Raw genomic sequence first — 14,008 nt, 5'->3', positions numbered from 1 at the left:
AATTCCGAATTCTCATCAGTCTGCTACTAGCTTTTGAGCCTTTTCTAACTGAGTCTTCAATTCTTCGCGAGGAAATCCTAAATCAATCGCTTGTTGATAGGAATCCCGCGCTTCTCGGTGTCTTTTTAATTCTGTTAAAGTATCTCCTCGATTCGCCCAAATAAAAGGATCTTGCGGTTGTCTTTTAATTGCTTGGTCAAAGGCTTCGAGGGCTAGCTGATGGCGTGCTATTTCTGTTAAAGCGATACCTTTTCCTAGCCAAGCGGGATGAAAGTTATCTCTGAGTTGTATGGCTTGGTTAAAAGATTCGATCGCTTCTCCTTGGCGCTTTAAATGTTGCGATAGCAGCATCCCGCGATTGTACCAAACTTGATAATCTTTGGGACGAATTTTACTTGCTTGATTGTAGGCTATCAGTGCATCTAAATAATTGTTTTCTCCTAACAGAACCAGTGTATTGCCTTTACCCATTAAGGCTTCATAGAAATTAAAATCGATATCTATCGCCTTTTGATAAGATTCAAGCGCTTCTTGGGGACGATTTAATTTTAGTAAAATAGATCCTCTATCAGTCCAGCTAATTATATCTTTCGGTTTTCTATCCAGAAGATCGTCATAAGATGACAACGCTTCTTCAAAATACGATCTAGCAGATTGCCCTCCTTTTGTCTGCTCGATCGCCAAACCTATTTGCTGCCAAATACTCGGATCGTTAGGTCTGAGTTGCTTGACTTTTTCAAAAGATTCTGAAGCTTGCTGAGATTGATTTAAGCCTAGATGGACTAAACCTTTTCCGCTCCAAGCTTCCACATTATTCGGATTGGTTTTTAAAACTTTTGTATAAATATCTAATGCTTGTTTATGTGCATCTCCGCCTAGCTTATATAAAACTTTGCCTTTATTAACTAAGATTTTTGGGTCGTTCGGTTGATATGAATTTGCCATTTCATAGGATGCTAAAGCAGCTTGATAGCGTCCTATGCTAAAAAGGGCATCACCCCGTCCTTTCCAAGCGTTGGCGGAGTTTGGCTTCAGACTTTCCGTAATATTTTCAAATTGTTCGAGTGCTGCTTCTGGCTGACGGCGATCGAGCAAACTATTACCTTGATATAAATAATATAAAGGGCGGATAAATGGATGAATAAAAAACTCTACACCAACGATCGCAGTGCTTAATGCAGTCAATCCAACTACAACATAGGGATAAATCTTTTCTTTTTTAAAGAGAGGTGGTTTTTCACCAGATTTTATTCCGACTGTTTTTGCGAGTTTTGCCGAACTATTTTTCGATGAAACTTTCTGTAAATCTTGCAGAACTCCTGTAACAGATTGATAGCGACGCTCGGGATGAGTGTATACCATCTTAACTAAGATAGCGGCTAATGGATCGTCAGGGGCGATCGCCTCTGTTAAAACTAACCTATCTTTATCGTCTCGTTTGAATTCGCTAGGATGACACCCTGTCAAGAATTGCGCTGCTGTAATTCCCAATGCATAAATGTCGCTGTTGAAGCTGGGTTTTCCCGCCCATTGTTCCAGAGGTGCGTATTCGGGTGTAATAATTTTAGTCTGAGTTGGTTGCTCGGTAGCCTGAGAATTAGTGTCTAATTGTTTGACTGCACCAAAATCAATTAAAACAAATCGCTCGTCTTGCTCTCTTTTAATGATGTTAGATGGTTTGATATCGCGATGAATAATATTTTGCTGATGTAGCGTGTTTAAAACTAATAAAATCTGTTGTAAAAATTGCATCACCTCTTGTTTTTGCCACGGGAAGTTAATTAATTCGTTAAGAGGAGTACCGTGAATGTATTCTTCGACTAAATAGTAACTTTCTCCTTCCTCAAAGTAATTCATGAACTTAGGAATTTGATGATTTTGCTGTAGCTTGAGAATTTTGACTTCCCTTTGAAATAATTTTTGGGCTGTTGCTAAGTCTGCTTGTTGGATGTCAAGCTTTTTGATCGCGCAACGCATATTATCCGACCAAACATCTTCAGCAAGATATGTAATTCCAAAACTTCCTCGTCCTAAAATCTTGATGACTCTATAGCGTCCGTCAAGTAGTTTTTCTGTTCTTTCCATCGCTCTCAATTAATTTCAATGGTTAATATGTCGGTGATGTAGAATCTTATACCTACTGAAACAATCGCTTACTGAGGTGTTATGGTGAATAATGCTGACCCTAACTGTAAAAACAATTGAACCCTAGATTATAGTATGTTTCTGTATTTAAAGATAGCAACAAACTTATTTTTTTATATTTGTTGAATAAATACTACAAGTTACAACTCCTCAAACGGAGAAGAAGTCGATCGCTTATTTACCCAACATTGGTTAACTTTTATTATGAAGATAGTGACCTCAAAAAACAATATGTGGTAAATAAATTTTCATTAAAAATCTTAAATATGTAAACCAAAGCGTTCGTGCAAAGCGATCGCAAATGTTTTTGTCTAAGGAGTAAAACCATTTGAATCGTGGCGAACATTACCGATGTTTCCGGCTCAACTTGGCTATTTTATCGATCCTAGAAGTACCGATCGCATTCTTTAGTTCTATTGCTTGGGCGGGAGACTTGAATAGTGTATTTTGCTGCACAGAATCGACTGCGATCGTGTCTCAGATTCCCAATCCAATTCCACCCAGACAGCCTGAATTACCAACTCCAACCCCGCGACCTACGCCGAAGCCTCCTCTAGATGTCACCCCTACACCTACCCCAACTCCAGAGCGTCTAGAAGCACCAGGAACTATTACGGTCAAGCAGTTTGAGTTTGTAGGGAATACAGAAAAGGTAATTAGTGACGAGCAGTTAAGGGCTGCAACCAAAACATTCACCAACCGACCGCTTTCCTTTGCCGAACTGTTGCAAGTTGAAGCGGCGGTGACAAAACTGTACACCGATGCGGGATATATCAACTCTGGGGCGGTGATTCCAGCAGGGCAAACTTTTGCGCCAAAAGCAGCAACGGTCAAAGTGCAAATTGTTGAAGGTGGACTGGAAGACATTCGCATCACGGGGACGCGGCGACTGAATCCGAAGTACGTTCGCAGTCGGTTAGCGATCGCAACTACTAAACCTTTGAACCGATTCAAACTGCTGGAAGCACTGCAACTATTGCAGCTCAACCCCCTGATTCAAAATCTGTCAGCGGAGTTGTCAGCTGGTTCGCGTCCAGAAACAAGCTTGTTGGAAGTGAGGGTGACAGAAGCAGATTCTTTGCGGACGGAATTATTTGCCGATAACGGTCGCGTTCCCAGTGTGGGTAGTTTTCGGCGAGGGATCGATTTCAGGCAAGCCAACTTATTCGGGATTGGAGATGGCTTGAATTTGAAATACACCAACACTGAGGGTAGTAATGCTTTCGACCTGAGCTATACAGTACCGTTTAACCCTCGAAATGGGACGTTTACCCTAGCGAGTGGGTTTATCGATACCAATGTTGTCGAGCCGCCTTTCGACCGGATTGATATTACGGGAGACTCGTTTTACTTGGAACTGAGTTCTCGCCAACCGATTATTCAAACGCCAACGCGAGAGCTAGCATTAGGCTTAACTTTATCTCGCCAGCAGAGTCAGACCAAAATCGGTGGGGAAGAAATTCCGATTTCGCCTGGAGCCAATGAAGATGGGGAAACCAAGGTATCTGCAATTCGTTTTTTTCAGGAATATACCCAACGCAACCCCAACAAGTTTTTGCCCTACGTTCTCAGTTCAGTTTAGGAGTGGGGTTGTTTGACGCAACGATTAACAGCGATCCACCCGACAGTCGATTTTTCTCTTGGCGAGGACAAGGGCAGTACGTGCGACAGTTAGCACCAGATATGTTGTTTGTCTTACGTTCCGACCTGCAATTTGCTTCTGAAACCCTCGTACCGTTGGAACAGATTGGCATTGGTGGTTTTCAGAGCGTTCGAGGCTATCGGCAAGACCAGTTGTTGACTGATAATGGCTTGTTTACTTCGGCAGAAGTGAGATTTCCAGTGCTACGAGCAAAAGATATTGAAGGAGTTTTGCAGGTTGTTCCTTTTGTTGATTTTGGTTTGGGTTGGAATGGTTCTGACAATCCCGATCCCGATCCTAATAGTTTGGTGGGTGTTGGTTTGGGATTGCAATGGCAAATGGGCGATCGCTTGAATGCTCGTTTGGATTATGGTATTCCGCTGACGGATGTTGATTCGCGGAATCGCACTTGGCAAGAAAATGGTTGGTATTTTTCAGTAAATTATAGTCCTTTTTAATTATGAAATTAGTGTGGCGATCGCTCTTTTTCTATTCGTTTTTGATTGCGAGTTTGGTTAGTTTATTTCCGCTGGCTAGCGTCAAAGCCCAGATCGAGCCGGATAATACTTTAGGTACGGAAAACTCTCAAGTAGTGCCTGATATCGTTGATGGAGTCGATTTGATTAATGGTGGTGCGACTCGCGGCTCCAATCTTTTTCACAGTTTTCGCGAGTTTAATATAAATGAAGGTAGAGGGGCTTATTTTTCTAATCCTGATGGTATTGCCAATATTTTCAGTCGAGTCACGGGGGGTAATCCTTCAAATATTTTGGGTAGGCTGGGAGTATTAGGTAATGCCAATCTGTTTTTAATTAATCCCAATGGAATTTTCTTCGGACGCAATGCCAGTTTGGATTTAGGGGGATCGTTTTTTGCGAGTACGGCAGATAGTTTAGTATTTGATAATAATTTTGAATTTAGTGCTAGCGATCGGGCTGCGCCACCTTTGTTGGCTGTAAATATTCCCACTGGACTGCGATTTCGAGATAATCCTGGCAACATTACTGTGCAGGGATTCGGACAGGATTCAGGTTTAAATGGGATTGATGGTAGATTTGTTACTCCTACTCTGGAAGTAGCGTCAGGGAATACTCTTGCTTTGGTGGGTGGTAATGTAGCTCTAGACGGTGGTGTTTTACAAGCTCCAGGGGGTCGAGTTGAGTTAGGAGGTTTAGTAGCAGCGGGAACAGTAGGACTGGATGAGAATCTTGGGTTGAGTTTTCCTACTGACATAACACGAGCTGATATATCACTGAGTAATTTGGCTGGGATCAATGCGATCGCTGATGATTTTTTGGTTGACGGAAGTATTAATATTAATGCTCGGAATATTAATATTGCAGGACTAAGTTTGCTGACTGCTGGTCTTGCCGCAAATTTAGGAACGGTTGACACTCAAGCAGAAGATATTACACTCAATGCAACTGGAGAAACCAGAATAGACCGTAGCAGAATTGAGAATAATGTAAACGAGGGAACTATTGCTGATAACAGTAATATTAGAATTACAACTGGCTCATTGATTTTAACTAATGAATCAGAGTTAAGTACTTCTAATCTTGGTTCTGGCGAATCAGATCTCGAAAATCCCAGAGTTGCTGGAGATATCATAGTTGATGCTAGTAGGCAAATTGCTATTGATGGAGGAGCAAGCATATTTAGTACTGGCTTTTTTGGAAGAGTTTTTCTCACCTCTGCTAATGGTTCGATAAATATTAATAATGCTTCGATTAGAGCTACGGGTGAGAATGATATTGCCGATTCTGAAAATAGTCGTTTTAGTTCAATTAATATTACTGCTCCTCAAGGCTCGGTTTTTCTCAATACTGCTACATTTGAAGCAAGCAATTCTGGGGCTGGATTTGCAGGAGATATTAAAGTTAATGCCCGCGAGCAAATCCGGCTGGTAAATAGTAATATTTCTGCTACAGGTAGGGCTGGGTTTATTTTTATTGGCAAATCTGATTCAAATGCTCAATCTCCGTTACCCATACCTGATAGCATTGAAATCGATAACTCAATATTGAGTGCTACTAACTCTAATACTAGATTTGCTGGGGATATCGTCCTCAATGCCCGCGATCGCGTTTCTATCAATAACAGTACGATTGAGACTGATGGCAATTTCGGTCGCATTTTAATCGGCAAGGGTAGAGAAGATTTTTATCCAGAGGAAATTACTTCACCTAGAGAAGTCAGCCTCAATAATTCTATCTTAAGCACTACTAACAGTAGTGTTAATGAGTTTCCAGATACGCAAATTGATGCTGGAGATATATCAATTGATGCAATTGAAAGTATCTTCTTGTTAGGCAACCAATCTCAAATAACCTCTTCTACCTGGCGATTTGGAGATGCAGGCAATATTTTATTAACTACTGATGGCTCAGTAAATTTTGAGCGAAGTACATTATTTAGCAATGTGAGAGCTGGAGGGAGGGGTAGAGCAGGTAACATCACGATTACAGCTGGTTCTCTTTCTTTGCTTAATGGCGCACAAATACAGTCTGGTGTTCTAAAAGCGTCAGAGGACGATCCGCAGGCTGGGCAAGGCAATGGTATTAGTCAAGTAACAATTGATATTCGAGGTGATGTGAGGATCGGTGGCTATAAAATCGATCCAAATACTCAAGATAAACTGCGTAGTGGTATCTTTACTGATGTAGAGTCAGGCGCTAGTGGCAACGCAGGCAATATTAAGATTACATCTCAAGCTGGCTCAATTTTTTTAGATGATGAAGCTAGAGTAGTTAGTACGAATACAAGCGATGGTTTTGTAGGAAATGTTGTCCTCAATGCCCGCGATCGCATTTCCATTAACAATAGTGAAATTGAAAGCAAAGGTAATTTTGGTCGGATTCTGATTGGAAAATCTGAACTTTCTGAAGAAACTGCTTCACCCAGAATAGTTAATCTTACTAATTCCACCTTAAGTACTACAAACAATAGTATTGAAGGTTTCTCAGATACACAAATTAATGCTGGAGATATCTCAATTGATGCGACTGAGAATATCTCATTAGAGAATACTTCTGAAATTATTTCTGACACTGAACGCCTGGGAAATGCAGGCAACATCTTCTTAACCACCAATGGCACTATAGAGTTTGATAACAGCACATTATTTAGCAACATAGATGTTGATGGAATAGGGAGAGCGGGTAACATTACGATTAAGGCGAACTCTCTTAGCTTGCTTAATGGTGGGCAAGTGCAATCTGCTATCAACCAAGGTGGGCAGGGAAATGATATCAGCCAAGTGACAATTGACGTTCAGGGCGATGTGAGAATTGCTGGTCGCAACCAACTCGAAAAACCGAGCGCCATTTTTACTGATGTGGTATCAGGAGCAAGTGGTAATGCGGGAAGCATCACTATTACATCCCAACGCGGTTCGTTAGTATTAGATGGTGGCTGGCTGTATAGTACCAATGACAGTAACAGTGGTGGTAAAGCAGGCAATATTATAGTGACGACAGCTCAGGATATCCGACTTGATAACCAGGCATTGATTACTGCTGACAATAGAGGGGATACAGGTAACATTATCTTGCGATCGCGCGATCTAATCTTACGCCGTAACAGCAACATCAGGACTAATGCCGAAGCTGATGCAGCCGGAGGCAATATCGAGATTAAAACTGAAAATCTCGTTGCTTTTCCAAGAGAAAATAGTGATATCACCGCTAATGCAAGACGTGGTAGCGGCGGAAAAGTGGACATTACTACTCAAGCTCGATTTGGAATAGTTCCCCGTAGTCGGTCGGAGCTAGAGCGCCTGCTTAATACAACAGATCCAGCTCAATTAAATCCTGGTAATCTACCTACTAGTGACATAACTGCCATTTCCCGAGAAAATCCGTCTTTAAGCGGCACTGTTGACCTCAACAACCCAGATGTCGATCCCAGTCGCGGGTTGATTGAATTGCCGGAAAATGTAGTCGATCCTTCGACACAAATTGCTCAGAACCCCTGCCAGCGCGGTGTAGGAAGTGAATTCACCGTGACAGGACGGGGAGGATTGCCACCTAGTCCAGACCGCACGCTCAACAGCGATAACGTGCGAGTTGGTTTAGTTGCACCTGTTCCTAGTAAAGCTAATACTGCGACAACAAATATTAACTTACCATCCGTAAATTCTAATACTCAAGAAATCGTACCTGCTCAAGGATGGGTGTTCAACAACAAGGGTGAGGTGATTCTCACGGCTTACGATCCAACGAATAAAGGTGTTGAGCGTTCTAGGCAAAATCCTGCTACTTGTACGGCAAGATGATTTAAAAAGTTGAAAGTCAAAAGTCAAAATTTGGGAATTTTTCAAATTAAATATGGACAAGAAAAAGAGCTGGGCGATCGGAAATTGTAGCTATGCGGGCAAAACTCACCTGCGCGGGTTATTTAAAATTCTATTTATGCGATGTACGATTTTTTTCTTAGCTCCCTTTTTAAGGGGTTGGGGGATCGCAGAACTACGCTACTCATGAAGAGATCCCCCTAGCCTCCCTTAAAAAGGGAGGAAAAAGTGAAAGTTGCACATTGCGTCTAGTTTTTTTCTTAGTCCGCGCAGGCGGAAAGAGTTTGTGTAAAAGCGAATTTGATTCGCCCCGATTGTGGGGAAAACTTGCCAGTCCTCGCAGATCCCCCAACCCCCCTTAAAAAGGGGGGCTATGAGATTGAAGTTATTTCTGGTAGTTTTACTATTTTTTTTGTCGGCGACAGTTACACCTGTTATTGCTTCAAATTTATCGAATTCTGTTATCCAAGCTCAACAAACTACTACGCAACTTACTAATAATGCAGCCAACTTATTCCAGAGTGGAAGATATCAAGAAGCAGTAGAGGTATGGAAGCAAGCTATCAGTGCATTTGCCGCTCAAAAAGATGGCATAAACCAGGCAATGGCGCTGAGCAATCTATCTTTAGCTCACCAAAAGTTAGGACAATGGAAACAGGCAGAAAAAGCGATCGCTAACAGTTTAGCTCTCTTAAAAAATCAATCTCAAAGTAAAGAAGAACAAAAAATTCTGGCTCAAACTTTAGACATTCACGGAAATTTGCAAAGGGAGATGGGGCAAGCAACAGATGCTTTGTCAACTTGGCAAGCTGCAACGAAAATTTACGAGCAAATTGAATCAAGTCTAGCAGCTCAAAGCAAAATTAACCAAGCTCAAGCGATGCAAGATTTAGGACTTTATTCCCGTGCTTGCAAGACTTTATTAGAAGTAGTAAATGTGAATATAAAAGCTGATGATTGTCAAGACATAAGTTTGATATCTTCAGAAGAATTAACAAATAAACTACAAGCCGTAGCGACAAAAACACCGACTCTAACTCAAATAGTCGGATTGCGAAGTTTAGGCGAATTACTGCGCTCGATCGCCCAGCCAGAGCGATCGCTAATATTTTTAGAAACGAGTTTAGAACTAGCGCAAAAATTGAATTCTTCCGCAGAAGTAGCTGCAACTCATCTCAGCATTGGTAATACAGCACAAACTTTATCAGAAACAGAAAGGGTTCGCCGCAAACGCGAGAGCAATCAAGAAAAAGCACTAACTGCATACGCGGAAGTCATCAAGTTAACTTCCTCGCCAACCCTGCATCAGCAAGCACAGCTAAATCAATTGACTTTATGGTTAAAACTTCAGGAATTCGATCGCGCTGCTCAATTATGGCGATCGCTCTTTCCCCAACTGACTACTTTAACCCCGAGTCATACAGGTGTTTACCAGCAGTTAAATTTTGCCCAGAGTTTGATTAAGTTAGTGCAGGAGTCGGTAGGGGCGCACAGCCGTGCGCCCGTACAAGGGAGTCGAGAGTTGGGAGAGAATGAACAACTACCAACATTTGAGCAAATCGAGCAACTTTTAATCCAAGCAACCGCACAAGCTACAACTTTAGGAGATAAACGCGCTCAAGCCTACGCTTTGGGGTATCGAGGTGAATTGCACGAACTGGCAGGAAAACAGAATTTATCACTAGCCGAGCAGTATACTCGACAAGCCCTCAGTATCGCCACCAATTTTGAAACCCCAGATATTGCCTACCAAATGTTTTGGCAATTAGGACGCATCCAGAGAGCAAATGGCAATATTCCAGAGGCGATCGCGGCTTATACTAAAGCCTACGATGCCTTGCAATCAATACGTAGCGATCTCGTCGCCATTAACCCAGAAGTCCAGTTTTCGTTTCGCGAGAGCGTCGAACCAGTCTATCGTCAGTTGGTAGAACTCGATTTAGAATATGCCTCTAGCTTAGAAAAAACGGGCAAGCCAAAGGATGGCACGAAATATCTTACCCAAGCACGAAATGCGATCGAATCTCTACAACTGGCAGAACTTAACAATTTTTTCCGCGAAGCCTGTGTCGAAGCAAATCCCCAACAGATCGATCGTATCGATCCCAAAGCAGCAGTAATTTATCCGATTATTTTCCCAGATCGGCTAGAAGTACTGCTGAGCTTACCCAATCGAGATCCCAGCCTGCATACGCAAAAAATTCCGCCCGCACAGCTAGCCAACACCATAGAAAGCGTACAGCAATCGCTGATCGAGCCTCAGAGCGTCGTACAGGAATTTTTACCCCAATACCAACAACTGTACGATTGGCTGATTCAACCCCTAGAAACAGAGTTAGCCAAATCTCAGGTTAAAACCTTAGTTTTCGTCCTCGACGGAGATTTGCGAAACATCCCAATGGCTATTTTGCGCGATCGCCGCAGCAATAAATATCTCATTGAAAAATATGCCCTGGGCTTAACTCCAGGCTTACAACTACTCGATCCCAAACCGATTGCAGATGTCGAGCCGAAAGCTTTAGCAGCAGGAATTAGCAAAATTCGTCCTAACTTTGCTCCTCACCAAGGTTTTGAACCACTGAACAACGTGCAAGTAGAACTTGCCCAGATTCAAAAACTAGGGTTAGCAGCCCAGGAATTTCTCAACGAACAATTTACCAGTAACCAAATTAAGCAGGCAATTAGCGATTTTCGGTTTCCCATAGTCCACCTGGCGACTCACGCCCAGTTTAGCTCTGTAGCTGACGATACTTTTATCCTTGCCTGGGATCACCGAATTAACGTCAAACAGCTAGGTAATTTACTGCAAGATAATCCAATAGGACGCGAGCCAATTGAATTGTTAGTGCTAAGCGCCTGCGAGACAGCCAGCGGAGACAAAAGGGCTACTTTAGGACTCGCAGGAGTTGCAGTAAGAGCAGGGGCAAGGAGTACGCTAGCAACGCTGTGGGCGGTACAGGATGAAAGCACTGCTAAGTTTATGGGCGAATTTTATCGCCAGATCGAACAAACCAGGAAGACAAAAATCGGTAGTCGCGCCGAAGCAATGCGTCAGGCGCAACTATCGCTGCTGCAAGACAAGCGGTACAGCCATCCTCACTTTTGGAGTCCGTTTGTTTTAGTCGGTAATTGGCAGTAGATAAAATACACGTAGGGGCGCACAGCTGTGCGCCCCTACGAATTGCGTCCCCTACGAATTGCGTCCCCTCCGAATTGCGCCCCTACAAGTGTATTACCTAAAAATCAGGTGGTAGCAGGACCCGATCGACCTCAATAATCACGCCATTTTGAGTGACAATCGAGGGGTGCTTGCCATTAGCATCGTTGAGCTTCACCGTCCCATCAGGAGCGATCGCAATTTTGACAGCATTGCCTTCAACTGTGGCGATCGCACCGCTATCGACGCGATCGGGGGTAACATGACCTGAGACGACGTGATATTGCAGTACTTTCTTCCGATTTTCTGGCTGGCTATAACGCCGAAAGATGTCTTCAGGCAAGGCATTAAAAGCATCATCAGTAGGAGCAAAAATCGTGAATGGTCCCGATTGCTTTAAAGTATCCAGTAAACCAGCTTCTTTTAGCTCATCAACGAGATTGGCAAATTTAGCTTCTTTGGACAGAGTATCGGCAATACTGCTCTTAAAACTGCGATAGGGATAGCTACTATAAGCAGAAGGTTGAAATAGCGCGTAACGAGGATAAAATCTGGCAGCCACAGGAGCAGCAACTAGGGCAAAAACTCCAGCAACTCCCGCCAAACCAGCTAATTTCCACCAAATTCTCATCGAGAAATTAGACTTTTGAATATTCATAGATTAGTCTTGTAGTCAAGATTTGTCCTAAAAAATAGATGATCCGAGCGATCGCACCACCATCTACCTATACAGTTGCTAGCAGTTGGATTCGCAAAACTTCCTGCATAAATCAACGATTTTGTAGGTATATCTAGCATTTACCAAAATTGTTACGGCAGGCGATCGCTATTTTGAGAGAATGAAGGTCGTAAACTGCTGGCACAAGGCACAAATTATCAACAGCGCGAATGTCATGCGCAAACGTTGTAAAGCCTCTCTAGATTCTTTGCAGCGTTTTATCCGGTTTCTGACTTCTGTACGGGCGGGTTTGACTAATAACATACTCGTCTAGCTACAGTCAGCACAAATCAACCTGCCCCTACGACTCCTGATTTTTGACTTTTGACTTCGCCATGACTATCACTATTTCTCTCAAGGCTGACAACTTCAACAGCTTAGATGTATTGCCAGCTGCCAAGACGATCGAAAATATATCGCAAGAAAAATCGGCGATCGCCACTTACGAGCAGCAACTTCGCTTCGAGATCGATTATCCTCGTCCCTCAGACGATCCACGGGAACTGTCTGAAATTCCCGAAGTACGGATGTGGTTTATTCGCCTTGACAGTCGCTATCCCTGGCTACCTTTTCTCTTAGATTGGAAAGCAGGCGAACTGTCCCGCTACACTGCTATGCTGGTTCCCCATCAGTTCCATCGCCAAGAAGGAATTCAATTCAATCCCGAAGCCCTAGAAATTTTCCTCATGCAAAAAGTATTTGTTCTGCATGACTGGCTACAACAAATGGGGATCCCCAGCACGGCACGGTTGAAATCTATGGGTCAAATGCTAGGCTACGACTTAGACGATGACTTGTTTGGAATGTTATGAATAGTCATTTGTCATTTGTCATTGGTTATTTGTAAGGAGTCAGACGTTGTAGGGGCAGGTTTACCAAAAAACTCCGTGCTAAACAGAGAGTATAAATGAACCCGCCCGTACAGGAGTCAGGAAATTTTGAATTGCGACTTGCCACTTGTCTCCCTTGTCTCTCTTGTCCCCCTTGTCTCCCTGCTCCCTGCCTAAATCAGCCGCCCCAAACTCGTTCTAAAACAGTTTGCGGTGCGATGTCTGAGAGTTTGCCTGTAGGAGATTTGATGGCGATACAGCGATCGCTCGGTGGGATTAACTTCTTGGGATCTGTAGCTCCAAACAACGCAATCGTATAGGTTTGCACTGCTACTGCTAGATGCATGGGCGCGCTGTCAGTACATAGCAATAAATTGGCAGCAGCAACGATCGCTGCTGTTTTCCCAATATCTGGGGGATTTGTCACCTTCAGATCGGGAAATGCTTCCTGTAGCGATCGCACCAACTGCTCGTCCTCTGCTGTTTGCACTAGGATCGCAATTGGTAGATCCGGCTGACGCTGTTGCAAATTTTGAATCACTTGTCGCCAACTTTGGACGGGGTAGGTTTGGATGCTGGTTTTCGCAGCCGCAAGTTGGCTAGAGCCGCCGTGAATTAATATGTAACCGCTATCTTTGATTCCCAGTCGTTGCTGCTCTTTGTCTGCCCATTCTAGGTCTGATTTGGGGACGTTAATCGTTAAATCGGGACAGGGGGTAGAAATCCCCAATCCTTTGAGCAGATCGTGATACATTGCCGCGACATACTGCTCGGTTTTGAGGGGGACGGAGTTCGTCAGAAACAGATTTCCTCCCCCCTGGTAGCTGACTCGCACTGCAACGCCACTCAGCCAGAGCGCCATGCCTACAAAAGGGCGCTTTCCGGCACAAATCGCGATATCGTATTCGCGATCGCGGATATTACCGATTAGATCGACCCATTCGGTCAAACTGTTACGGTCTTTAAAGTCGAACTTTAGCACGTTGGACACGGACTTACAGATTCGGTACGCTCCCAAAGAGCCAGGCTCTGCCACCACATCGATTTCAGCGTCGGGATAATTTCGCTTCAGATCGTCCAGGGTGGGAAAGAATAGAATTTGGTCGCCAATCCCGCCAGGGACTAGGGCTACTATTCGCATATTTACTGTTCTACGCTTACTCGCTCCTATTTTAGGGGAACATATACTTATGCGAAACGATAAAAGCGTACATTTTTTCAG

The 14,008-nt window shown here is 43.4% G+C and carries 6 protein-coding genes and 1 pseudogene; 4 read left to right on the top strand and 3 right to left on the bottom strand.

Going from position 1 to position 14,008, the window contains the following annotated elements:
- Window positions 1-15 precede the first annotated feature (15 nt).
- The gene (locus tag M5J74_RS07415; protein WP_250016174.1) at window positions 16-2,085 is read right to left on the bottom strand and encodes a serine/threonine-protein kinase; all 2,070 of its coding nucleotides are present in this window, start codon (window positions 2,083-2,085) and stop codon (window positions 16-18) included.
- 475 nt (window positions 2,086-2,560) lie between these two features.
- On the opposite strand from M5J74_RS07415, the pseudogene M5J74_RS32570 reads away from it, so the two are divergent.
- The 3 genes and pseudogenes from M5J74_RS32570 (at window position 2,561) to M5J74_RS07400 (ending at window position 11,220) form a co-directional block, all read left to right on the top strand.
- A pseudogene (locus tag M5J74_RS32570) lies at window positions 2,561-4,245 on the top strand (ShlB/FhaC/HecB family hemolysin secretion/activation protein).
- 2 nt (window positions 4,246-4,247) lie between these two features.
- Window positions 4,248-8,063: a filamentous hemagglutinin N-terminal domain-containing protein gene (locus tag M5J74_RS07405; protein ID WP_250016173.1), complete on the top strand. Its 3,816-nt coding sequence runs from the start codon at window positions 4,248-4,250 to the stop codon at window positions 8,061-8,063.
- Between the two features lie 391 nt (window positions 8,064-8,454).
- Window positions 8,455-11,220: a CHAT domain-containing protein gene (locus M5J74_RS07400; protein ID WP_250016172.1), complete on the top strand. Its 2,766-nt coding sequence runs from the start codon at window positions 8,455-8,457 to the stop codon at window positions 11,218-11,220.
- A 97-nt stretch (window positions 11,221-11,317) separates the two neighbouring features.
- Here M5J74_RS07400 and M5J74_RS07395 read toward each other — a convergent pair whose 3' ends face one another.
- The gene (locus tag M5J74_RS07395) at window positions 11,318-11,896 is read right to left on the bottom strand and encodes a fasciclin domain-containing protein (RefSeq protein WP_250016171.1); all 579 of its coding nucleotides are present in this window, start codon (window positions 11,894-11,896) and stop codon (window positions 11,318-11,320) included.
- A gap of 395 nt (window positions 11,897-12,291) precedes the next feature.
- On the opposite strand from M5J74_RS07395, the gene M5J74_RS07390 reads away from it, so the two are divergent.
- Entirely contained in the window at window positions 12,292-12,768 is a 477-nt protein-coding gene (locus M5J74_RS07390) for a CRR6 family NdhI maturation factor (RefSeq protein WP_015153493.1), read from the top strand.
- A gap of 196 nt (window positions 12,769-12,964) precedes the next feature.
- Here M5J74_RS07390 and M5J74_RS07385 read toward each other — a convergent pair whose 3' ends face one another.
- Window positions 12,965-13,927, bottom strand: coding sequence for a glycosyltransferase family 9 protein (locus M5J74_RS07385; protein ID WP_015153492.1), 963 nt, complete (start codon window positions 13,925-13,927; stop codon window positions 12,965-12,967).
- Window positions 13,928-14,008 lie beyond the last annotated feature (81 nt).

This window comes from Chroococcidiopsis sp. CCNUC1 (assembly GCF_023546805.1).
In the GTDB taxonomy this organism is placed as follows: Bacteria; Cyanobacteriota; Cyanobacteriia; order Cyanobacteriales; family Chroococcidiopsidaceae; genus Chroococcidiopsis; species Chroococcidiopsis thermalis.
Note: the sequence above shows the minus strand (reverse complement) of the source record. Positions and strands in the feature narration are given on the sequence as shown.